Raw genomic sequence first — 22,456 nt, 5'->3', positions numbered from 1 at the left:
TTGCCATGCCTTTTCGGGCCGATCAGCTGCGCAGCGACTGCATGCGCTGGAGATAGCGGGCGAGCACGTCGATTTCCAGATTGACGCCGTCGCCTGCGCGCATCGTGCCGATGGTCGTCACTTCCGCAGTGTGCGGGATGATGTTCAGGGTGAAGTGGCAGGTGCCGTCCGGCTCGTCGCTCACTTCGTTGACGGTGAGGGAGATACCATCGACGGTGATCGAACCCTTGGGCGCGAGGTAGGGGGCGAGTTCCTTCGGCGCGGAGATGACGAAGCTGCGCGAATCGCCGACCGGCTCGATGCTGACCACGGTGCCGACGCCGTCGACGTGGCCGGTGACGATGTGGCCGCCCAGTTCGTCGCCCAGCTTCAGCGCCGCCTCGAGGTTCAGGTGACGGCCTTCCTGCCAGCGGTCGGGCACGGTGCGGGCCACGGATTCGGCCGAGATGTCCACCGCGAACCAGGCGTCGCCCGCCGTGCCGCCCTTGTCCACCACCGTCAGGCACACGCCCGAGCAGGCGATCGAGGCGCCCATCGCGATTCCGGCGGGGTCGAAGGGGCAGGCGATGACGGCGCGCAGGTCACCGGTCTTGCGGGCTTCGCGGATGGTGCCGACGGCGGTGACGATTCCGGTGAACATGAGCTAGCCTTCGTGAGAATTTCGCGCGTCGTAGACTTCGAGCGTGTCGCTGCCAAGCTGTCGTCGCTCGATCATCCGCCAGCGGCCATGGGCCTGCGCGAGCGAGGACAAGCCGAAATCGCCGAGGCCCGGCTTGCCGCCGAGCAGCACCGGCGCGCGGTAGATGAGCAGGCGATCGACGAGCCCTGCCGCAAGGAATGCCGTGGCCGCATGGGCGCCGCCCTCGACGAAAAGGTGCAGGACGCCCTCCATCCCGGCGATGGCCTCGGGTGAGGGCAGCGCGCGCCAGCCTTCGGGTGCCTCGCCGCGTGTCAGCACCCACCGCTCGGGGCTACGGTCCTCCAGTCCCGGCAGACGCACGTCGAGGCGGGGGTTGTCCGCCCTCAGCGTGCCGCCGCCGACGAGGATGGCGTCGGCCTGCGCGCGCATGGCGTGGGTATGGGCGCGGGCCTCGGCCCCGGTGATCCACTGGCTCTCGCCGCTCGCCAGCGCGATGCAGCCGTCGAGCGACATCGCGAGCTTGAGCGTCACTTCCGGGCGGCCGAGGCGTTTGGTGGTGAGATAGCCGGAAAGGCTCTGCTCGCAGGCGGCGCAAGGCAGGTATTCGGCCTCGATCCCGGCGGCGCGGATGCGGGCGATGCCGGCGCCCGAGGTGCGCGGATCGGGGTCCATGCAGCCGATCACCACGCGGGCGAGGCCGGATTGCGAGACGAGATCGGCGCAGGCCGGGCCGCGCTGCGACTGGTGGGCGCAGGGTTCGAGGGTGACGTAGATCGTGGCCCCGCGCGCGGCCTCTCCGGCAGCTTCGAGCGCTACGGCCTCGGCATGAGGGCGGCCGCCGGGCCGGGTCCATCCGCGTGCGATCACGCGCCCGGCCTTGACGACGATCGCGCCGACGCCCGGATTCGGCCTGCTCAGCGGGCGTGCGCGCGCGGCGAGAGCTGCGGCGGCGGCGAGCCAGCGCGCGTCGTTGCTCACTGCTGGGCGGCGTCCGGTGCCAGCTTGGGGTTGGCGATGCCGCCTGCCTTCAGGGTCTGCTCGACGCGCTCGCGGTCGGCCTTGGCCTTGGCGGCTTCCTCGGCTTCAGCTTCGCGGGCGATCTTGTCGACGTCCATGCCGGAATAGCGGCCGATCGCCTTGTAGAGATCGCGTACGTCCTTGTCTCTGCGGGCTATTTCGCGGGCGTAGGCTTCCTTGGCCTTCTGGTTGGCGACGTTCTCCGCCTCGATCTCCGCATCGGTGCGGTGTTCCTTGAGGACGGAGATCCAGGTGACCTTCGGCGGCGGGTGCGGGGCGCTGCCTTCCTGCGTAAACATCAGATAAAACACGCCAAAAGTGCACGCCGCAGACACCGCCGCGATGCGCCAGCGGTTGTGTCCAGCCTGCTTCCAGACCAGTTTGAAATCCGCGACCATGCCGGTCGGGTTTGCGTCTTTCCAGATTCCGCTGCGCTTCAACATGGTACCCATGTAGGCCCTAACGGCACCCAACGCTACCCAAACGGCACATAGAGCGACCGGCCATGCGCCTTGAGCCATCGATTGGCCTCATGAATCGACCCTTCGAAGATCGTCTTGAGGACATGATGAAACGCGGGCGAGTGATCGAAGTGGACGAGGTGGGCAACTTCGTGCGCGACCACCGAGCGGCGCACCGGATCTGGCGCCATGATCAGCCGCCAGTTGATCCGGATCGTCCCGTCATGCGCGCACGAGCCCCAGCGCCGCTGCGCGCTCGACAGGCCGAGGGCGGGGCAGGGCTGGGCGGCGCGCTCGCAATATTCGGCGAGGTCGGCGGCGAGAAGGTCCTTCGCCTCTGCCTGCAGCCAGCGCAGCACGCGCGGGGTGAGCGAACTTGCCGGGCCGCCGAGGCGCAGTTCGCCGTCGTCGACCACGGGGCGGCGCGGCGCCGTCTGGTCATGGACCACCGTGAGCGAGTCGCCCCGGAAGGTGATCGTCGTGCCGTCCCCCATCGGCGCGGCGGCGGGGAGGGCGGCTAGCTGCTTTGCCAGCCAGTCGCGACGGCTTTGGGCGAAAGCGATGGCTTCGGCGGTGCGGGTCCAGCGCGGGACCGAGATGCGCACTTCGCTGCCGTCGGGCGCGAGGCGCATGGTCATGCGGCGGGCGCGTTCGAGATGGCGGATCACGATCGGCAGGGCGCGGTCGCCCACTTCGACGACCGGCTCTTCGCGCGGGTCGCGCCGCAGCCAGTCGAGCATCGCGTTCAGCGCTTGGGCTCCGGCAGGACGTCCCACGGCGCGCTGCCGTCCTCGACCTCCCACTCTTCCTCATCGTCGCCGTAGGGCCAGACGATGTGCTGTTCGAGCGGCCCTGCCACCGTCTCGGAGATCACCTTGCCCGCCACCGACATGCCCGCTTCGTGGATCGTGTCGCGGCTGCCGCTGATCAGATAGTGCCATTCGGGCAGCGGGTCGCCGTCGGCGCGCAGGCGGTAGGCGCAGCTGGGCGGCAGCCAAGCGTAGCGGCCCGCGCTATCGGGCGTCAGCTTCAGGCAGTCGGGCACGAAGCTGCGGCGGTTGGCATAGTCGCTGCACTGCGCGGTCTTGAGGTTGAGCAGCTTGCAGGCGACGTTGGTGTGGTAGATCTCGCCGGTATCCTCGTCCTCGACCTTGTGCAGACAGCACTGGCCGCAGCCGTCGCACAGCGCTTCCCACTCATCGCGGGTCAGGCGGTCGAGGGGCAGTTCCCAGAAAGGTTTCTGGCCGCTCACTTCACCCACTTTTCAAGCTCGGCCTCGACCGCCTTGCGGCCCTGGTCGGAGGGCAGCATGGCGATCGGCTTGCCGTTGGGGTCGAACAGATAGGTGATGCGAACGTGATCCATCAGGTAGCCGCCGGGGGTGTCGGAGCCCTTCTTGTAATAGATCGCGAAGGCCTTTGCAGCACTGTCGATCTGCTGCGGTGTACCCGTGAGGCCGAGCAGCTTCGGGCCGAATGCCGAGGTCCACTGGCCGATGATCTCGGGCGTGTCGCGCTTGGGATCGACGGTGATGAAGATCGGCTGCACTTTCGCCGCCTTCGCGGGCTCTCGCTTCGCGAAAGCGTCGAAGCCGCGCATCGTTTCCTGCATGTCGAGCGGGCAGACGTCGGGGCAGAAGGTGTAGCCGAAGTAGACGATTCGCCAGCGGCCCTTGAAGCTGTCCCAGGTGACCGGCTTGTTGTCCTTGTCCACCAAGGTGAACGGCCCGCCGATGGCCGCGCCTTCAAGCGGCGGACGCTCTCCTGAAGGCTGCTGCGAGCAGGCGGACAGCGACAGCCCCGCCAGCAATACGAGTGCAAGGGGAGCGAGACGACGTGCAAGGTATGTCATGGCGCCCACGCTCATGACCTGCTAGACGCCTCCATGCAAGGCGCGGATGGCGGGGCGCGCGTAAAGACCTGTGGTGGAAGGACGTTAGAAGTGCTGAAGATGACGATACGCCGCGTTGTGGGCCTTTCTCGCATGGTCCTCAAGGTGGCTGTTCCCGTGTTCGCGATGAGCCTGCTGATGACCTCGCCCGCCCGCGCCGACTTCTCGGAAGGGTACAAGTTCCTCGAAGCGGTGAAGAAGAAGGAAGGCGACAAGGTCGAGGAGGCGATCATGAAGTCCTCCCAGATCATCAACGCCAAGGACGTCACCACCGGCGAGGGCGCGTTGCACATCGTCACCGCGCGCCGCGACCTGACCTGGCTGAACTACCTCATTGCCAAGGGCGCCAACGTCAACACCACCGACGATCGCGGCCGCAGCCCGCTGGAGCTGGCGGTGAACCTCGGCTGGCGTGAAGGCGCGCAGCTGCTGCTCGACCAGAAGGCCAGCCCCGATACCTCCAACGATGCGGGCGAGACGCCGCTGATCTTCGCGGTCCACCGCAAGGACCTGCAACTGACCAAGGCGCTGCTCGAAGCGGGCGCCAATCCCGATCGTTCCGACAATTCCGGCCGCAGCGCGCGTGACTATGCCAAGATCGAAGGCGGCAGCGCGCAGTTGATGTCGGTGATCGAGACTTATGGCAAGAAGGGCGCGAAGACCGCCAAGCCGGTCTACGGCCCGACCTTCTGAGGACGTTGGAAATGACGCAAGAAGCCGCCTCGCTCGACGAACTGCGCCTGCAACTGGCCCCGCTGGTGGCCGATGCCGCGGTGTTCGACGGCTGGACTGCAGACGCGGTCGCCTCGGCTGCCGCGTCGGCCGGTGTCGATCCGGCGCTGGCGGCTTATGCCTTCCGCGACGGGGCGATGGCGATGATCTCGGCGTGGATCGGGCATGTCGACGCGACGATGACGGCTTCGGTCGGCGGGGGTGCGCTGTCCAACCTTTCGATCCGCGAGCGTATCCGCCGCCTTGTCTGGGCGCGACTGGAGGCCGTGGCGGGGCGCGAGGAAGCGCTGCTGCGGGCTCTGACGATCATGGCGATGCCGCAGAACATCGCCGCTTCGACCCGGCTGGGCTGGCGCAGCGCCGATGCCATGTGGCGGCTCGCGGGTGATACCGCGACGGACTACAACCACTACACCAAGCGCGCGATCCTGAGCGGTATTTATGCGGCCACGCTCCATGCCTTCGCGCGCGACACCAGCGAGGACAAGGCCGAGACGCGCGCCTTTCTCGACCGCCGCATCGCCGGGATCATGCGCTTCGAGAAGGCCAAGTCGCAGCTGCTGCGCAAGCCCGATGAGCGATTCAGCATGACCCGCCTGCTCGGCCGGATGCGGTATCCGGCGCGCTGACCGTGGAATCCTCCCTGTCGCGCAGCGATGGGGAGGGGGACCGCCCGCGCAGCGGGTGGTGGAGGGGTAAGGGCAGGCAAGCCCCCTCCGTCACCGACTTCGTCGGCGCCACCTCCCCATCGCTGCGCGACAGGGAGGATTTGCAGGTATCGTTTCAAATCCTTGCCCCCGCCAAAACCCCTACTTTCGCTATTGCGATCCGGTTGCAATTAAGGGTGTTATCTGGCACCGCGCCAGCATGACTCTCGATATGCTTCCTATCGGCCGGTCCGCGCGCATAGTCGCCGTGCACTGGCCCGCGCTCGTCCAGGAAGAGGCGCGCAGGCTCCGCGCCCTGGGCTTGGAGGAGGGCGCCAGGATCGCGGTGTCGCATCGCGGCATCCTGGGCGGGCGCGACCCCATCGCCATTACCGTTGGCCGCATGACCGTGGCCGTGCGCCGCGCCCATGCCGCCGCGATGGAGGTCGAGGAACTGTGAGCCGTCAACGCAAGGTCGCGCTCGTCGGCAACCCCAATGCGGGCAAGAGCGCGCTGTTCAACGCGCTGACCGGCGCGCGCCAGAAGATCGCCAATTATCCCGGCGTCACCGTCGAGCGCAAGTCGGGCCGCTTCGTGCTGCCCACCGGGGAGCCGGTGGAGATGACCGACCTTCCCGGCGCCTACGGCCTCGACCCGACCAGCCCGGACGAGGAAGTGACCGCCAAGGTCATCGCCGGGCACTTCCCCGGCGAGGCCGCGCCCGACGTGCTGGTGGTGGTGCTAGACGCCTCGAACCTCGAACAGCATCTCGTCTTCGCGCAGGAACTGCTGGCGCTGGGCAAGCCCACCGTCGTCGCGCTCAACATGGTCGATCTGGCGGAGCGTGACGGGCTGGTGCTCGACGCCGCCGTGCTGGCCGAGGAACTGGGCGTCCCCGTCATCCCGACCGTCGCCGTGCGCCGCCGCGGCCTTGCCGAACTGGGCGAGGCGATCGCGAACGCCGGCGAGCGGCATCCGGGGCCGGGCCTGACCGCCCTCGGACAGACCGAACGCCGCGTCGCCGCGCATGCCATGGCGGATGCGGCGATCCTCTCGGAATCGAAGCGTCATCGCCTGCATGCGAAGCTGGACCAGCTGCTGCTGAACCCGTGGGTCGGCCCGGTGATCCTGCTGGCGATCCTCTTCGTGGTGTTCCAGGCGGTCTTCGCCTGGGCGACGCCGTTCGCCGATGCGCTCGATGCGGGCGTCAGTGCGCTGCACGACGGCGTCAAGGCCGCGCTTCCGCCAAGCCTGCTGCGCGATCTGCTGACGGACGGCGTGATCGCGGGCGTGGGCTCGGTGATCGTGTTCCTGCCGCAGATCGTCATCCTCTTCGCCTTCATCCTCGCCATGGAGGCATCGGGCTACATGGCCCGCGCCGCGTTCCTGATGGACCGCATGATGGCGAGCGTCGGCCTTTCGGGGCGCAGCTTCATCCCGCTGCTCTCCAGCTTTGCCTGCGCCATTCCGGGCATCATGGCGACGCGCTCGATCACCGACCCCAAGGACCGGCTGACGACGATCCTGATCGCGCCGCTGATGACCTGCTCGGCGCGCCTGCCGGTCTATGCGGTGATCATCGCCGCGTTTATCCCGCATACCAGCGTGTGGGGCGGGATCGGCCTGCAGGGGCTGGTGCTGTTCACGCTCTATGTCGTGGGCGTGGTCGGGGCCATGGTCGTGGCGCTGCTGCTGCGCAGTTCGATGACCAAGGGCGCCGCTTCGGGCTTCATCATGGAGCTGCCCAAGTACCAGATGCCGCGCCTCAAGGACATGGCGATCGGCCTGTGGCAGCGCGCGTGGATATTCCTGCGCCGTGCGGGCACGATCATCTTCATGGTCACGGTCGTGCTGTGGGTCATGCTCAACTTCCCGAAGGCCGGGCCGGGCGAGAGCCAGGTCGACGCCTCGATCGCGGGCAAGGTGGCGAACGGGCTGGCCTACGTGGTGGAGCCGATCGGCTTCAACCGCGATATGGCGCTGGCGTTGATCCCGGCGATGGCCGCACGTGAAGTGGCGGTGTCCTCGCTGGCGACGACCTACGCGGTGGACGCGGGTGACGATGAGGACGAGCAGGCTCTGGAACTCGGCGACCAGCTCAAGCGGCGCTGGACCCTGCCGATGGCGCTGGCGTTCCTGGCGTGGTTCGTGTTCGCGCCGCAGTGCATGTCGACGATCGCAGTGACCCGGCGCGAGACCAACGGCTGGAAGTGGCCGACGTTCATGCTCGCGTACCTGTTCGGGCTGGCCTATATTTCGGCAGGTGCGACGTACTGGATCGCGGTGGCGGCGGGGCTCTAGCTGGGGAAATCGCCTCGGTTTAACTGGCCCCGGCCCCTGTCGATGGGCTAACCCGTCCGCCAGATTCGAAACGAAAGCGATTCCCGCATGGCAGGCAGCGTCAACAAGGTCATCATCGTCGGCAACCTGGGGGCCGACCCCGAGGTAAAGTCGTTCCAGAACGGCGGCCGCATCGCCAACCTGCGCATTGCGACCTCCGAAAGCTGGAAGGACCGCGCCACCGGCGAGCGCAAGGAACGTACCGAGTGGCACTCGGTCGTGCTCCAGAGCGACGGCCTCGTCGGCGTCGCCGAGCGCTTCCTGCGCAAGGGCTCGAAGGTCTACATCGAAGGCCAGCTGCGCACCCGCAAGTGGCAGGACCAGAACGGCAACGACCGCTACACCACCGAAGTATCGGTCGGCGGCGTCGGCGGCGTGCTGACCATGCTTGACGGTGCGCCGGGCGGCGGCGGTGGCCAGCGCGGCGGCGGCGGTGGCGGCGGCTGGGGCGAGGGTGGTTCCTCGGGCGGCGGCTTCGGCGGCGGCCAGCGCTCGGGCGGAGCATCGCGCGGCGGTGACGAATGGGGCGGCGGTTCCTCCGGTGGCTCTGCGGGCGGCAGCGAATGGGGCCGCACCGGCGGTTCCTCGGGCGGCTCGTCCGGCGGTTCCGGCGGCGGCTTCGGCGACGACCTCGACGACGACATCCCGTTCTGACCGTCTTTCGCCGCACGCGGCGAGAAGCTGACAGTTCTTACAGACCGCCTCGGAAGCACGCCGCTTCCGGGGCGGTTTCGTCATGCCCTTCGCGATCTTTCCAGGGCCACCGGACGAAATCCGCAAAAAGTCCTTTACGTAACAGTCAAGCTGCGCAATTGGCCTTTCTGCTAATGCATACGATTCGCATTAGCGTAAGGGGAACCGATTATGCTTCGTAGTTTTGCCGCCCGCGCGCTTGGCGGCGTGTCCGCTGTCGCCTTCTTCGTCGCCGCTCCGGCCGATGCGCAGGACGCTGCCGCCAGCGGCACCGACAAGGACACGCAGGCCGGCGAATTCCTCGGCACGATCGACATCGGCGAGAGCACCCGCGCCATCCAGACCGATACCGCGACGCCGATCACCGTGATCGACCGCGAGGAAATCGAGGACCGCCAGGCCTCCACCATCGCCGAACTGCTGGACTCGGTGCCGGGCGTCACGCTCATCAACGGCTCGACCCCGATCGGCTCGGGCATCAACATCCGCGGTTTCGGCGCCAACGGCACCTATGGCACCGACCAGAAGGTCGCCTTCGTAGTCGACGGCGCCACCACCGGTTCGGAAGAGATCTACCGCGTGGGTACGCAGCTGTTCACCGATCCGCTGCTCTACAAGAGCGCGCAGGTGATCCGCGGCACCGTGGGCAGTTTCGAATGGGGTTCGGGCATCATCGGCGGCGTCGTGCTGCTGGAGACCAACGACGCCTCCAGCGTCCTGCACGGCAAGACCGGGATCACCGTCAGCCAGACTGTCTCGGGCCAGACCAACGGCAACGGCTTCGCGACCTCCACCACCGTCGCGGCGATGCCGACCGAGCAGTTCGAGTTCCTTGCCAACTACACCTGGCGCACCCAGAGCACGCAGCAGGACGGCCACGGCGACGACATCGGTAACAGCAGCTTTGATCTGCCCAGCTTCCTCGTGAAGGGCGCGTTCCATTTCGGCGCCGACAACGCCCACACCATCGCCGCCAGTTTCAATCAGACGACCACCAGCGACCGTGACGTGCCATATGACAGCTTCGGCACTACCGCGGGCGTGTTCGGCAACGTCGATCGTGACACCAAGAGCCAGGTGCTGACGGGGTCCTACGGCTACAAGCCGGTCGACAACGATGCGGTCAACCTGCAGCTGCTCTACACTTATGCCAATCAGGAGATCGACCAGAGCGCCGTTGGCGTGCCGATCTCGGGTGTGCTCGATGCCGATCACCGCTACGAGACCTCGAAGATCACGCTGAAGAACGCCGCGCTGTTCTCGACCGGGCCGATCCGCCACAACCTGCACTTCGGCGTCGAGTACATCCACAAGAAGCGCGCCGACGCCAGCAGCGCGCCGGGCGGCATCGACAACCGCATGGCCGCCTTCGCGGTGGACGAGATCGGCCTGTTCAAGGGCTTCACGCTGAGCCCGGCGATCCGCTGGGAAACCTCGAACATCAAGTCCAACCGCACCGGCACGCCGGTATCGTACAACAATCAGGCATGGATGGGCGGCGTCTCGGCCCGCTATGAACTGCCGTTCGGTCTGGCCGTGTTCGGCAGCTGGGCGCGCACGCGCAACCTGCCGATCATCGACGACCTCGACAACGCCACGTACATGAACCAGCCCGAAAAGAGCCGGACCTGGGAAGCGGGCGGCTCGTTCGACCGCACCGACCTGCTCGGCAAGGGCGATCACCTTGCGGTCAAGGTCAACTACTACGACACCGAACTGACCGACAACACCGCCTACTCCGGCGTGCGCGAGGTCTACCTCGACGGCTTCGAGATCGAGGCGTCCTATGCCACCGCAAGCGGCATCTACTTCGACTTCAACGCCACCATCCCGGACGGCCAGCGCCTGCGCACCACCGGCGTCATCGACGACTGGACCAACCTGCCGCAGAAGACCTACATGCTTTCGGCGGGCAAGCGCTTCGGCACGCTGTTCGACATGCGCTGGGAGACCACCCTCGCCGAAGACCTCGACATCAACGGCACCGAGCACAAGGGCTTCGACGTCCACAACATGCGCGCCACGATCACGCCCAGCGGCGGCATCTTCGAAAACGTCGCGCTGCGCCTGAGCGTCGAGAACATCTTCGACACCTATTACCAATCGGCGCTCTCCACGCGCCCGGCGGTGGGGCGCAATTTCAAGGCCGCCCTCTCGAAGATGTTCTGAGGGGGGCGAGGCGACCATGGCTTACTGGATGGGCAGATCCGAGTTCGGGACAGGTTCGTTCGCGCGGATCGACCTGAACGCCATGGCCGCCTCGGTCACCGCGCATGCCGTGGTGGCGGCGCTTCTGATCTTCACCTGGGGCGAGACGGTGCTGGCGGAGGGGGGAACCCGCTCCCGCCTCGTCAGCATCGACCTCTCCATGCGCGAGGGCGGACCCGGCCCGAAGATGCAGCCACTCGCCGAGGCGCAAAAGCCGCAGGCAGTGGCGCCGCCTGAAGAGGTTCCCTCGCAGGCCATCGCTGCCGAGCCGAAGGCTGCCGCGAAGGCTCTGCCGGAACCGGCGGAGCAGGCAGGCGGCGGCGGACAGGGCCGCACGGGCGAGGGCACCGCCGCAACGACGACCCGCCAAATGCCGGTGGCCAAGCTGATCCCCGCAGCTGCGCTCGTCACTCCGGTCGTTGCCGCACCCGGCCCGCAGGCGCGCCCGGCGGCGACCGGGGCGCAAAGCGCCGCGGAGGCTCAGGGAAAGGGTGGCAGCGGCGGCGGTAATACCGATCAGGCGGGCAATTCCGCCGTCAGCAATTTCAGCGGCCGCGTCTACCAGCACCTCAAGCGCTACCAGCGCGGCAACACCATCGGCGCGGGTGAAGTGCTGATCGCCTTCACCGTCGAGGCGAACGGCGCCGCGCGCGGGGTCCGCGTGGCGCGCACTTCGGGTTCCTCGCGCTTCGATCACGAGGCGATGGCGCTTGTGCGCCGCGCCTCGCCGTTCCCGCGTCCGCCGGACGGCGAGGCGCACAGTTTCACTTTCGAGATCACCGGACAATGATGAGGACCGCTTCGACCATGACCAGATTTACCCCAGGCATCGCCGCGCTGCTGTGTGCGGCCAGCATCGCGCCCTGTATTGCTCCGGGCGCCGCGCTCGCCCATACCTCGTACCTTCTGCCCAAGGTCTTCGCGGCCAATACCGAGCGGATGGTGACGGTGGAATCGGCCTTCGCCGAGCAGTTCTTCCACCCCGAAGTGCCAGTGGATTCCAGCGACTACCACGTCGTCCTGCCGGACGGATCGCGCGGCAACTTCCAGTCGATCACCCCGCTCAAGCAGATGGTGGTGCTGGAAAGCGCGCTCGATGCCGAGGGGACCTATCGCTTCACCACCGGCGTGCGCCTCGGCCGGGTGGGCAAGAGCGCGCTGGTCGGCGGCAAGTGGCAGCCGGTCCACGGCGAAGTGCCCAAGGACGCCGCTCAAGTCCGCACCAGCCAGACCGAGACCGTCGCCGACGCCTATGTCTCCAAGAAGCAGCCGACCCGCGCGCCCGTCGATGTGGCCATCGGCCGCCTGCGCATCCAGCCGGTGACGCACCCGAGCGAGCTTTATGTCGACACTCCATTCACGCTCAATGTATTGTTCGACGGCAAGCCGATGGCCGCGCAGGACCTGGAGTTGGACCGGGGCGGCGCGGACTATGAAGAGGCGGTCAGCCACCGTCAGGTCAGGACCGACGCGCAGGGCAAGGCCGTCATCAAGTTCGACCGCCCTGGCACTTACGTCCTGATGACCCGCCACCGCGCAGAGGCGCCCGCAGGCTCGGGTACGGACGAGCGCAGCTACACGACCTCGCTCACGTTCCAGGTCGAAGAGTGATCCCGATTTCCAGTTCAACGGAGAAGACCATGACCAAGACACACCTTATTGCGGGCTTCGTGCTCGCCCTCACGGCCAGTCAGGGCGCTTTCGCCCAGTCGGCAGAGGAGCGCCGCGCCGCTCCCGGCCACGGCAAGGAAGCGTTCCTGCGCGAGAATGACGCCGACCACGACGGCCGCGTCACCGCCGCCGAATTCGCGGCCGCCCGCGCCGCCAAGTACCGCACCTTCGACCTCGATGGCGACGGCAAGGTGAGCGAGGCGGACTACGTCGGCGAGTTCACCGGCCGCTTCAGCAAGGACAAGCCGGCGCCTGCCAAAGTACCGGAAGGCCAGGTCAAGCAGGCGCATGTGCGCTTTGGCGTGCTCGACACCGACAAGGACGGCAACCTGACGCTGGAAGAGTTCAACGCCTCGGGCGAGCGGATGTTCGAGCGGCTCGACACCAATGGCGACGGCGTCGTCGATGCGGCGGACACTTCGGGTTCGTATTGATCCTGAGCGTTTAAAACACTTCCGTCATCCCCGCCTTCGCGAGGATGACGGAGGCAGGTTCGGCGACGGTCAGGCGTTGGCGGTAAGGCTCTCTGCCAATCCGCGCTCAAGCGCCTCCGTCAGCTTATCAAGCGTCACCGCCAGCCGTTCGTCCAGCAGGGCGAGCAGTTCGGTCCAGCCCGACAGGCCCTCCAGTTCGCCCGCGCCGTCGGATACGCCGCGCAGGCCGATCATCGGCACGCCGAACCGCTGGCACGCGCGCAGTACCGCGTAAGTCTCCATATCGACGAGGTCGGCTTCGATCGCCTCGTAGTCATCGCCGCCGACGACATCGCCACCGGTGGAAAGCGAGGCGCACGGCACGTCCGGCAGGGGCGTGGGCAGGGGCAGCACGGCGGGATGGTCGGCGAACGGGGTGATGCCCTTGGCGAAGCCGAGGCGCGATGCGTCGATGTCGCGCCACGATACGCTTTCGATCTGGTAGATCTCCCCAAGCCGGCAACGCCGCGATCCGGCCGAGCCCAGCGTCACCACGAGGTCCGGCAGCTCTCCTGCGGCCTCCAGTTGCTGAAGGCATGCGGTTGCGACGATGGCCGCCTCTACCGGCCCAACGCCGGTCATCAGCGGTGTTATCCGCGCCCGGAGATGCGGGCCGTACTCATGGTCGAGCGCCATGACGAACAGCACCTGCATTCCCGCTATCGATGTCGGCTTCACACTTTGCTCCCGCGCATTGGGAATCACCGTTCATGAACGGCTTGATTTCCGGACCGGTGCCGTGTCAGGTCGTGCGATGCAAGCCCACACCCGTTCGATCATCGCCGCAGCCGCCTTCGCCGTCCTGACCGGCAAGAAAGCGGCAGGGATCTACGACCACTCCGTGCGCCGTGACCTCCAGATCGCCGCCGAGTTCCGCGAAGGTCGCCTGCAGGGCTTCGACGGCACGCGCGGCGTCAAGTTCGGCGGAACCCTGCCCGAGATCTATGACGAGGGGGATAAGACTTTCGTCTCCATGGAACTCGACGATGCGCAGGTCAAAGGCTACGACCGCGCCTCATCGACCTTCTTCGCCGCGCGGGTAGAGGATGGGCTGGTGCAGGTCTACGACTACGGGCAGGGCGCGTGGTTCGCCTACGATGTGCAGGATCCGCAGGCGCCCGGCGCCTATCACCGCGCCGCCGATCCGGCCTAGACCTTCCCGGGCGCTGGGGGCGCCTTCGCGGCCTCGCGCTTTTCCAGGTGCTTCTTGAGCGCATAGCCGCCCACAGCCGCCGCGACGAGGCCGACCGGCCCCAGCCGCCGCAGCACGCTCGTTGCGGCGACGCCGAGGACCGCACCGCCGGTGCCGTCGATACCACGCACGTGCTGCGCCACCTGACTGCCTGCGACCGCACCCAAAATCTTGCCGAGCATTTCCTGTCTCCTTTGCAGAAGGAAGGAACGGCACGGGTCTTTGTTCCGCTCCCGGATCGCGCAAAAATCGGCGTTTCATACGCAAATACTATGCGGCTGCGGGGTTGCCCGTCTCGAATTCCAACGCCGCTCCATCCTAATGGCTCTGCTGCATTCGACTCGTTTCGCACTTGTCGCGACATGAGCTTGCAGGAGCATTACCCATGCAGGACATCCTCTGGATCGGCCTGACCCTCGCGTTGCTGGCGGCTAGCCTCGGCTATGTCCGCCTGTGCGACAAGGCATGAGGGGCAGACGGACATGACCATCGATCTGTGGCTGGCAGGTTTCACCGCCATCGCCCTTCTCGTCTACCTCGTCGCCGTGCTCGCACGGCCCGAGCGGTTCTGAGGGGGCGCCGACATGACCTTTCAGGGATGGCTGTTCATCGCAGCCTTCGTCGGCATCCTGCTGACGCTCGCCAAGCCGATGGGGCTCTGGCTCCATGCGCTGTACGAAGGCCGCCGCACGCCGCTTCATGCCGTGCTCGGCCCGGTCGAGCGCGGCTTCTACAGGCTTTCGGGCATCGATCCGGACGAGGACCAGCCGTGGCATCGCTATGCGGTGCACATGCTGGTTTTCAACGCGGCGCTGCTGCTGCTGACTTACGCGGTGCTGCGCCTGCAGGGCGTGCTGCCGCTCAATGGCCTCGGCTATGCTGGCGTCGGCGCGGACGGGGCGTTCAACACCGCCGTCAGCTTCACCACCAACACCAACTGGCAGTGGTACGTGGGCGAGGCGGTAATGAGCAATCTGTCGCAGATGTTCGGGCTGACGATCCACAACTTCCTCTCCGCCGCGACCGGCATCGCGCTCGCCTTCGCGTTCTTCCGCGGCTTCGCGCGTCGCAGTGCAGAAGGTATCGGCAACTTCTGGGCCGACATGACGCGCGTGACCCTCTACCTGCTGCTGCCGATCTGCGTGGTCTATACCGTGTACCTGATCGCCAGCGGCGTGCCGCAGACGCTGGCCGCATCGGTCGACGTTGCAACGCTCGAAGGCGTGAAGCAGACCCTCGCGCTTGGCCCTGTCGCCTCGCAGGAGGCGATCAAGATGCTGGGCACCAATGGTGGCGGCTTCTTCAACGCCAATTCGGCGCATCCGTTCGAGAACCCGAGCGCGATGACCAATCTCGTCCAGATGCTGTCGATCTTCGTGATCGGCACCGGCCTGACCTGGTGCTTCGGCAAGGCGGTGGGCAACACCCGGCAGGGCTGGGCGATCCTTGCGGCGATGATGACGATCTTCCTGATCGGCACTGCCGTCGTCTACTGGCAGGAAGCGAGCGGCAACCCGATCCTCCATCACCTCGGCGTCGGCGCCAATGGCATGGAGGGCAACATGGAGGGCAAGGAAGTCCGTTTCGGCGTGGTGGCGTCGGCGCTGTTCTCCGTGGTCACCACGGCGGCGAGCTGCGGTGCGGTCAATGCCATGCATGACAGCTTCACCGCGCTGGGCGGCATGATCCCGCTGTTCAACATCCAGCTGGGCGAGGTCGTGATCGGCGGCGTCGGCGCGGGCATTTACGGGTTCCTGCTGTTCGCCATCCTCGCCGTCTTCGTGGCGGGCCTGATGGTGGGCCGCACGCCCGAATACGTCGGCAAGAAGATCGAGAGCCGTGAGGTCAAGCTGGCCGTTCTTGCGATCGCGGTGCTGCCGCTCATCATTCTGGGCATGACGGCGATCGCCTCGGTGCTGCCTGCCGGCCTTGCCGGGCCGCTCAACAAGGGGCCGCACGGGTTCTCCGAGATACTCTATGCCTTCACCAGCGCGGTGGGCAACAACGGCTCGGCCTTCGCGGGCCTGAGCGCGGGCACGCCGTTCTACAACGGCATGCTGGGCGTCGCCATGTGGCTCGGCCGGTTCTTCGTGATCATTCCGATGCTGGCGATCGCGGGTAGCCTCGCCGCCAAGAAGTACACCCCTGAGACCGCAGGCAGCTTCCCGACCACGGGCCTGCTGTGGACGGGGCTGCTGATCGGCATCGTGCTGATTGTCGGCGGCCTGACCTTCCTGCCCAGCCTCGCCCTTGGCCCCATCGCCGATCATCTCGCGATGATCCGTGGCCAGCTTTTCTGAGGACTTTCCCATGTCCAGATCCGAAACCAGATCGCTGTTCACGGCGGACCTGATCGTCCCCGCCATCGGCGATGCCTTCCGCAAGCTCGACCCGCGCGAGCTGATCCGCAATCCGGTGATGTTCACCACCGCTGTCGTCGCGGTGCTGCTGACCGTGTTGTTGATCGTCGGCCACGACGGGCTCGACGCAGGCTTCAAGATCCAGCTCGTGCTGTGGCTGTGGCTGACGGTGCTGTTCGGCACTTTCGCCGAGGCGCTGGCCGAAGGGCGCGGCAAGGCGCAGGCCGCCAGCTTGCGCGCGACCAAGGCCGAAGTCACCGCCAAGCGGTTGAAGGGAGACGGTTCGCGCTTCGACACCGTCGCCGCCAGCCTGCTGAAGAAGGACGATGTCGTCCTCGTCCAGACCGGAGACCTGATCCCCTCGGACGGCGAAGTCGTTGCCGGTGTCGCCTCGGTCAACGAGGCCGCAATCACCGGCGAGAGCGCTCCCGTCATCCGCGAGGCGGGCGGGGACCGCTCGGCGGTGACCGCGGGCACCCGCGTCATCTCGGACGAGATCCGCATGCGCGTCACGGTGAACCCGGGACAGGGCTTCCTCGACCGGATGATCGCGCTGGTTGAAGGCGCCGAGCGACAGAAGACCCCCAACGAGATCGCGCTGACCTTGCTGCTGGTGGGCCTGACGATCATCTTCCTGATCGCCGTCGCCACAATCCCCGGCTTTGCCAGCTATGCGGGCGGCTCGGTGCCGGTCTCGATCCTCGCCGCGCTGCTCATCACCCTGATCCCGACGACGATCGCGGCGCTGCTCTCGGCTATCGGCATCGCGGGCATGGACCGGCTGGTGCGTTTCAACGTGCTGGCCAAGTCCGGCCGCGCGGTGGAGGCGGCGGGCGACATCGACGTGCTGCTGCTCGACAAAACCGGTACCATCACCGTTGGCGACCGCCAGGCCAGCGAGTTCCGCACGGTGGGCGGCGTGAGCATGAGCGAACTCGCTGAAGCCGCGCTGATCGCCAGCCTCGCCGACGAGACGCCGGAAGGCCGCTCAATCGTGGTGCTGGCGCGAGAGAAGTTCGGCCAGACCGCATCCGTGCTTCCCGAGGGCGCCGAAGTGATCCCCTTCACCGCGCAAACCCGTATCTCCGGCGTCAACACCGGCGGGCGCGTGATCCAGAAGGGCGCGGTGCAGGCGATCCTTGCCGCCAACCCCGGTGCGGGCGCGACGGCTGCCGCCACCGAACTGCGCCGCATCGCCGACGAGATCGGCCGCGCGGGCGGTACGCCGCTGGCAGTCGCCGTGGACGGCAGGCTGCTGGGCGCGATCTTCCTCAAGGACATCGTCAAGGCCGGCATCCGCGAGCGCTTCGGCGAACTGCGCGCGATGGGCATCCGCACCGTCATGATCACCGGCGACAACCCGCTGACGGCGGCCTCGATCGCGGCGGAATCGGGGGTGGACGACTTCCTCGCCGAAGCCACGCCGGAGGACAAGCTGGCGCTGATCCGCAAGGAGCAGCAGGGCGGCCGCCTCGTCGCCATGTGCGGCGACGGCACCAACGACGCCCCCGCGCTGGCGCAGGCGGACGTCGGCGTCGCCATGAACACCGGCACCCAGGCCGCGCGCGAGGCGGGCAACATGGTCGACCTCGACAGCGACCCGACCAAGCTGATCGAGGTAGTGGGCCTGGGCAAGCAGCTGCTGATGACGCGCGGCGCGCTCACCACGTTCTCGGTGGCGAACGACGTGGCGAAATACTTCGCGATCATTCCCGCGATGTTCGTGGCGCTCTATCCGGGCCTTGGCGTGCTCAACGTGATGGGGCTGTCCAGCCCGCAGAGCGCGATCCTGTCCGCGATCATCTTCAACGCACTGATCATCCCCTGCCTCGTGCCGCTGGCGCTCAGGGGTGTGACCTACAAGCCGATGGGCGCGGGTCCGCTGCTCGCGCGCAACCTCGCGGTCTACGGACTTGGCGGCCTGATCGCGCCGTTCATCGGCATCAAGCTCATCGACCTTGCCGTGGGCGGGCTGGGTCTGGCGTGAGGCAGGTTCCGGGGCTTCGACAGGCTCAGCCTGAGCGAAGTCCCCGGAAACAAGAAACTCCCTGATTCCGCTCAGGCTGAGCCTGTCGAAGCCCCCGAGGCGGGGCGCAGGCTTACAGGAGACAGACAATGACCAACGACATCACATCCTCCCTGCGCCCGGCGATCGTCATGACCGGCCTTTTCGCGGCCCTGCTCGGCGTGGCCTACCCTCTGGCGATGACCGGGATCGGTCAAACGATTTTCCCCCATCAGGCGAACGGTAGCCTCGTTACCGAAAGCGGCAGGGTGATCGGCTCCACCGTGGTCGGCCAGGCCTTCACTTCGGAGCGCTACTTCGACACCCGGCCTTCGGCGGCGGGGGATGGCTATGACGGCCTTGCCTCCTCGGGCTCCAACCTCGGCCCCACTTCGCAAGCGCTGCACGATCGTGTCGAGGGGCAGGTCGGCAAGATGAGGGCGGCTGAGCCCGGCAAGGCGATTCCCTCAGACATGGTGACCACCTCGGGATCGGGCCTGGATCCCGACATCACGCCAGAGGCCGCCCTGTATCAAGTGGACCGCATTGCCCGCGTCCGCCATCTCGAACCCGAGGCGCTGAGGCGTCTCGTCGGCGGGAGCATCGAGGAGCCTGTACTGGGTTTCATCGGGGAACGCCGGGTCAATGTGTTCGAACTCAATCGACGACTGGATGCACTTGGCGCTAAGCCCAATCCGTGAACGATCGCGTCAACGACTCTGGCCGCCCTTCGCCCGAAGCCCTCCTGCGTGCCGCCGCGCAGGAGGGTCGTGGCCGTCTCAAGATATTCCTCGGCGCCGCGCCGGGCGTCGGCAAGACCTGGGAGATGCTGACCGAAGCGCATCAGCGGCGGGACGGCGGCGCGGACGTGGTCGTCGGTGTCGTGGAAACACACGGGCGGCGCGAGACCGAGGCGCTGGTCCATGGGCACGAGGTGATCGCCCGCCGCGAGGTCGACCATGCCGGGCACAGCCTTGGCGAGATGGACATCGACGCCATCCTCGCCCGCCATCCCCAACTGGTCCTCGTGGACGAACTGGCGCACACCAATGCCCCCGGGAGCCGCCATCCCAAACGCTATCAGGACGTGGAGGAACTGCTTGATGCCGGGATCGACGTCTATTCGACGCTCAACATCCAGCACGTCGAGAGCCTGAACGACGTCGTCGCCTCCTTCACCCGTGTCCGCGTGCGCGAGACGGTGCCGGACTCGATCCTCGAACAGGCGGAGATCGAGGTCGTCGACATCCCGCCCGACGAACTGATCGAGCGCCTGAAGGACGGCAAGGTCTATATCCCGCACGAGGCGACGCGCGCGCTCGGGCACTTCTTTTCCAAGTCCAACCTCACCGCGCTGCGCGAACTGGCGCTGCGCCGCGCCGCGCAGGCGGTGGACGCGCAGATGCTGGAACACTTGCGCGCCAATGCTCTGGCAGGCAGCTTCGCGGTGGGCGAACGGATCGTCGTGGCGGTCAGCGAGCATCCCCAGGCCGCCGGCCTCGTCCGCGCGGGTAAGCGCATGGCCGATGCGCTGCGCGCGCCCTGGACTGCCGTTCACATCGAGACCCGGCGCGACCGCCATTTCACCGATGGCGAGCGCCGGCAACTGGCCGACACGCTGGCGCTCGCCTCGCGTCTCGGCGCTTCCACCGCCAGCATTCCCGCCGCCAGCGTGATCGAGGGGCTGGCCGGCTACGCCCGGGAAGCGCGCGCGACACAGATCGTGATCGGCAAGTCGAGCCGCTCATGGTGGTTCGAGGCGCGGCACGGCTCGGTGGTGGACCGCCTGGTGAGGACCATCGGCGAAGTCGCCGTCCACGTCCTGCCCTCCGGTGAGGCTGCTCCTGCTTCCGGGCCTCCCCCTGCCGCCCGCAGCCGCGAGAAGCCCGGCGGCGGCCGGTGGGGGGCGCCCGCGCATTACCTGTGGTCGCTGCTGATGGTCGCGGTGATGACTGTGCTCGGCCGCCTGCTGGTGGAGGTGATCGACCTCGGCAACATCGCGCTGCTCTATCTTATCCCGGTAATGTTCGCGGCCGCCTCCTTCTCGTTGCGCGCGGGACTTTTCGCGGGGCTGGCGTCCAGCTTGGCCTACAACTTCTTCTTCCTGCCGCCGACGGGCACGCTGACCGTCGCCAATCCCGAGAACGTAATCTCGATCCTGGTCCTGCTCGGCGTGGCGGTGGTGACCAGCCAGTTCGCCGCGGGGGTGCGGGCGCAGGCCGATCTCGCGGGCGCCAGCGCGCGGCAGAACGCAGCGCTGGCCAGTTTCTCGCGTCAGTTGACGGCGGCTGCGACGCAGGGCGAGCTGATGCAGGCGATCTGCGCCGAAGTCGCGCGCCTGCTCGATGTGCGCGCGGTGTTGTTGCTGCCTTCGCTGGGAGGGCCGGACCTCGCCGCCGCCTGGCCGCCCGAGGACCGCCTCGACCAGATCGAACTCGCCGCCGCGCAATGGGCGTTCGACAACGAGCAGCCGGCCGGGCGCGGCTCGGTGACGCTCACCGCCTCCGACTGGCTGTTCCACCCTCTGCGCGCTTCCGCAGCATCCGGGCGGGGCGTTATGGCCGTCCTCGGCATCGCACGAGAGGATGCGGGCGATCCGGTGCGCTCCGACGGCGTTCCGCTGTTGATGAGCCTTATCGACCAGGCCTCGATCGCTTTTGACCGGATGGCGCTGGAGGAGGAGAACCTCAAGGCGCAGGCCGTGGGCGAGCGCGACCGGCTACGCGCGGCGCTGCTGTCCTCCGTCAGCCACGACTTGCGCACGCCCCTCACCACGATCCTCTCGGCGGCGCAGGAGCTGAAGAAGCACCCTTCGCCCGAACTGGCCGAAACCATCGATGCCGAGGCGCAGCGGCTGAACCGCTTCGTCGCCAACCTGCTCGACATGGCGCGGGTCGAGGCGGGGGCGCTGCCGATGAAGCCGGAAGCGACCGACCTGTTCGATGCGGTGGCGAGTGCGGTTCATGATACGCGGGGTGCGCTGCAAGGGCGGCAGATCGACCTCGACATCGCGCCCGACACCCCGCTGGTGCGGCTCGATCCTGTACTGCTGCACCACTGCCTCATCAATCTGCTCGACAACGCCGGGCGCTATGGCGAACCCGGGACGCCGATCCTGGTGCGTTGCCGCCGCTCTCCCGAGGCTCTGCGATTGTCAGTGATCGACCAGGGGCCGGGCATTGCGCCGGGTCAGGAAAAGCGCGTGTTCGAGACGTTCACACGCCTTGAAGGTTCCGACCGCGTGCGCCACGGTACCGGGCTCGGCCTTGCGATCGTCAAGGGTTTCGCCGAGGCCATGGGGCTGTCGGTCGAGGCCGCCAACGCCGGGGAGCCGCTGGGCGCCTGCTTTACCATCCGTATTCCCGAGGCGCTTATCATCCGGCACCTCGCCAATGAGGACATGCCATGAAGACCCGCCACAAGGTGCTCATCGTCGATGACGAGCCGCATATCCGCCGCCTGATCCAGACGGCGCTCGGCCGTGCGGACTATGCGACGGTCGAGGCGGGCAACGCGCGAGAGACGATGGAGCGGCTGCGCGAGGAGCGCCCAGACCTCGTGCTGTTGGACCTCGGCCTGCCCGACCGCGACGGGCTGGAACTGGTGCCGCTGATCAAGAAGGAGACGGATGCGACGCTGATCATCGTCTCCGCGCGCGACGCCACGGACGAGAAGGTCGCGGCACTGGACCTCGGCGCGGACGACTACCTCACCAAGCCCTTCGACACCGATGAACTGCTGGCGCGCCTGCGCGTGGCGCTTCGGCATCGGATGGCGCGGGGCGGGGGCGTTTCGGCTGTGATTGCGGGTGACGTGTCGATCGACCTGATGGAACGGCGCATCACCAAGGCGGGCAGGGAGGTCCACCTCACGCCCAAGGAATATGCCGTGGTCGCGCAACTGGCGCAGCATCCGGGGCGCGTCATCACGCACCACCAGATCATGATGCAGGTCTGGCCATCCGAGAACGAGCGCCACGTCGAATATCTGCGCGTGCTGGTGCGGACCTTGCGGCAGAAACTGGAGGACGATCCGCAGCGCCCCCGGATCATCGGCAACGAGATCGGGGTGGGCTATCGTCTGCACGTATCGCCGGAGTAAGGAGGCTGTGGCCCCGAACCACGCTC

The 22,456-nt window shown here is 67.2% G+C and carries 24 protein-coding genes; 16 read left to right on the top strand and 8 right to left on the bottom strand.

Features of this window, described 5'->3' with window-relative positions; genetic code table 11:
- Nucleotides 1–22: 22 nt before the first annotated feature.
- Genes ACODRZ_RS18190 through ACODRZ_RS18165 form a run of 6 tightly spaced genes read right to left on the bottom strand, consistent with a single transcriptional unit; the run spans nt 23 to nt 3,984 of the window.
- Nucleotides 23–640 (bottom strand): riboflavin synthase, encoded by a 618-nt coding sequence (locus ACODRZ_RS18190; protein WP_488971923.1) that lies wholly within the window; start codon nt 638–640, stop codon nt 23–25.
- Nucleotides 641–643: 3 nt separating this feature from the next.
- Nucleotides 644–1,618 carry a bifunctional diaminohydroxyphosphoribosylaminopyrimidine deaminase/5-amino-6-(5-phosphoribosylamino)uracil reductase RibD gene (gene ribD / locus ACODRZ_RS18185; protein ID WP_488971924.1) on the bottom strand — a complete coding sequence of 325 codons (975 nt, stop codon included), beginning with the start codon at nt 1,616–1,618 and terminating at the stop codon, nt 644–646.
- Nucleotides 1,615–2,109, bottom strand: coding sequence for a hypothetical protein (locus tag ACODRZ_RS18180; protein WP_488986223.1), 495 nt, complete (start codon nt 2,107–2,109; stop codon nt 1,615–1,617). Before ACODRZ_RS18180 ends, ribD begins: the two co-directional genes overlap by 4 nt.
- A 23-nt stretch (nt 2,110–2,132) precedes the next feature.
- A complete protein-coding gene (locus ACODRZ_RS18175; RefSeq protein WP_488971954.1) occupies nt 2,133–2,858 on the bottom strand; it encodes a M48 family metallopeptidase in 726 nt (241 codons plus the stop codon).
- Nucleotides 2,859–2,863: 5 nt separating this feature from the next.
- Entirely contained in the window at nt 2,864–3,379 is a 516-nt protein-coding gene (locus ACODRZ_RS18170) for a YcgN family cysteine cluster protein (protein ID WP_488971926.1), read from the bottom strand.
- Nucleotides 3,367–3,984 carry an SCO family protein gene (locus ACODRZ_RS18165; protein ID WP_488971927.1) on the bottom strand — a complete coding sequence of 206 codons (618 nt, stop codon included), beginning with the start codon at nt 3,982–3,984 and terminating at the stop codon, nt 3,367–3,369. The genes ACODRZ_RS18170 and ACODRZ_RS18165 overlap by 13 nt, the downstream gene beginning before the upstream one ends.
- Before the next feature lie 75 nt (nt 3,985–4,059).
- On the opposite strand from ACODRZ_RS18165, the gene ACODRZ_RS18160 reads away from it, so the two are divergent.
- From ACODRZ_RS18160 to ACODRZ_RS18120, 9 genes are all read left to right on the top strand, one after another.
- Nucleotides 4,060–4,701: an ankyrin repeat domain-containing protein gene (locus ACODRZ_RS18160; RefSeq protein WP_488971928.1), complete on the top strand. Its 642-nt coding sequence runs from the start codon at nt 4,060–4,062 to the stop codon at nt 4,699–4,701.
- Nucleotides 4,702–4,712: 11 nt separating this feature from the next.
- Entirely contained in the window at nt 4,713–5,369 is a 657-nt protein-coding gene (locus ACODRZ_RS18155) for a COQ9 family protein (protein WP_488971929.1), read from the top strand.
- Nucleotides 5,370–5,607: 238 nt separating this feature from the next.
- Nucleotides 5,608–5,847 carry a FeoA family protein gene (locus tag ACODRZ_RS18150; RefSeq protein WP_008829840.1) on the top strand — a complete coding sequence of 80 codons (240 nt, stop codon included), beginning with the start codon at nt 5,608–5,610 and terminating at the stop codon, nt 5,845–5,847.
- Nucleotides 5,844–7,688 carry a ferrous iron transporter B gene (gene feoB, locus ACODRZ_RS18145; RefSeq protein WP_488971930.1) on the top strand — a complete coding sequence of 615 codons (1,845 nt, stop codon included), beginning with the start codon at nt 5,844–5,846 and terminating at the stop codon, nt 7,686–7,688. The genes ACODRZ_RS18150 and feoB overlap by 4 nt, the downstream gene beginning before the upstream one ends.
- Before the next feature lie 87 nt (nt 7,689–7,775).
- On the top strand, nt 7,776–8,381 hold the full coding sequence (gene ssb / locus ACODRZ_RS18140) for a single-stranded DNA-binding protein (protein ID WP_488971931.1): 606 nt from the start codon (nt 7,776–7,778) through the stop codon (nt 8,379–8,381).
- A gap of 210 nt (nt 8,382–8,591) precedes the next feature.
- Entirely contained in the window at nt 8,592–10,589 is a 1,998-nt protein-coding gene (locus tag ACODRZ_RS18135; RefSeq protein ID WP_488971932.1) for a TonB-dependent receptor plug domain-containing protein, read from the top strand.
- A gap of 16 nt (nt 10,590–10,605) precedes the next feature.
- Nucleotides 10,606–11,418: an energy transducer TonB family protein gene (locus ACODRZ_RS18130; RefSeq protein WP_488971933.1), complete on the top strand. Its 813-nt coding sequence runs from the start codon at nt 10,606–10,608 to the stop codon at nt 11,416–11,418.
- A gap of 17 nt (nt 11,419–11,435) precedes the next feature.
- Nucleotides 11,436–12,239, top strand: coding sequence for a DUF4198 domain-containing protein (locus tag ACODRZ_RS18125; RefSeq protein ID WP_488971934.1), 804 nt, complete (start codon nt 11,436–11,438; stop codon nt 12,237–12,239).
- A gap of 29 nt (nt 12,240–12,268) precedes the next feature.
- Entirely contained in the window at nt 12,269–12,733 is a 465-nt protein-coding gene (locus ACODRZ_RS18120) for an EF-hand domain-containing protein (protein WP_488971935.1), read from the top strand.
- Between the two features lie 69 nt (nt 12,734–12,802).
- On the opposite strand, the gene ACODRZ_RS18115 is transcribed toward ACODRZ_RS18120, so the two are convergent.
- Entirely contained in the window at nt 12,803–13,450 is a 648-nt protein-coding gene (locus ACODRZ_RS18115) for a 5'-methylthioadenosine/S-adenosylhomocysteine nucleosidase (RefSeq protein WP_488971936.1), read from the bottom strand.
- A gap of 76 nt (nt 13,451–13,526) precedes the next feature.
- Between ACODRZ_RS18115 and ACODRZ_RS18110 the strand changes: the two genes are divergently transcribed.
- Entirely contained in the window at nt 13,527–13,925 is a 399-nt protein-coding gene (locus ACODRZ_RS18110; RefSeq protein WP_488971937.1) for a hypothetical protein, read from the top strand.
- On the opposite strand, the gene ACODRZ_RS18105 is transcribed toward ACODRZ_RS18110, so the two are convergent.
- Nucleotides 13,922–14,146, bottom strand: coding sequence for a hypothetical protein (locus ACODRZ_RS18105; RefSeq protein ID WP_488971938.1), 225 nt, complete (start codon nt 14,144–14,146; stop codon nt 13,922–13,924). The genes ACODRZ_RS18110 and ACODRZ_RS18105 overlap by 4 nt on opposite strands.
- Before the next feature lie 300 nt (nt 14,147–14,446).
- Between ACODRZ_RS18105 and ACODRZ_RS18100 the strand changes: the two genes are divergently transcribed.
- The 6 genes from ACODRZ_RS18100 to ACODRZ_RS18075 all read left to right on the top strand — a co-directional run bounded on the left by ACODRZ_RS18100 (nt 14,447) and on the right by ACODRZ_RS18075 (nt 22,430).
- A complete protein-coding gene (locus ACODRZ_RS18100) occupies nt 14,447–14,536 on the top strand; it encodes a potassium-transporting ATPase subunit F (RefSeq protein WP_488971939.1) in 90 nt (29 codons plus the stop codon).
- 12 nt (nt 14,537–14,548) lie between these two features.
- A complete protein-coding gene (kdpA, locus tag ACODRZ_RS18095) occupies nt 14,549–16,264 on the top strand; it encodes a potassium-transporting ATPase subunit KdpA (RefSeq protein ID WP_488971940.1) in 1,716 nt (571 codons plus the stop codon).
- A gap of 10 nt (nt 16,265–16,274) precedes the next feature.
- Nucleotides 16,275–18,311: a potassium-transporting ATPase subunit KdpB gene (kdpB, locus tag ACODRZ_RS18090; protein ID WP_488971941.1), complete on the top strand. Its 2,037-nt coding sequence runs from the start codon at nt 16,275–16,277 to the stop codon at nt 18,309–18,311.
- Nucleotides 18,312–18,439: 128 nt separating this feature from the next.
- Nucleotides 18,440–19,030 carry a potassium-transporting ATPase subunit KdpC gene (gene kdpC, locus ACODRZ_RS18085; RefSeq protein ID WP_488971942.1) on the top strand — a complete coding sequence of 197 codons (591 nt, stop codon included), beginning with the start codon at nt 18,440–18,442 and terminating at the stop codon, nt 19,028–19,030.
- The gene (locus ACODRZ_RS18080; protein WP_488971943.1) at nt 19,027–21,738 is read left to right on the top strand and encodes a DUF4118 domain-containing protein; all 2,712 of its coding nucleotides are present in this window, start codon (nt 19,027–19,029) and stop codon (nt 21,736–21,738) included. The genes kdpC and ACODRZ_RS18080 overlap by 4 nt, the downstream gene beginning before the upstream one ends.
- On the top strand, nt 21,735–22,430 hold the full coding sequence (locus ACODRZ_RS18075) for a response regulator (RefSeq protein ID WP_488971944.1): 696 nt from the start codon (nt 21,735–21,737) through the stop codon (nt 22,428–22,430). Before ACODRZ_RS18080 ends, ACODRZ_RS18075 begins: the two co-directional genes overlap by 4 nt.
- Nucleotides 22,431–22,456: the final 26 nt, after the last annotated feature.

The sequence above is a fragment of the Novosphingobium sp. FG90 genome, assembly GCF_057808725.1.
This window is presented reverse-complemented; position numbering and strand designations above follow the sequence as displayed.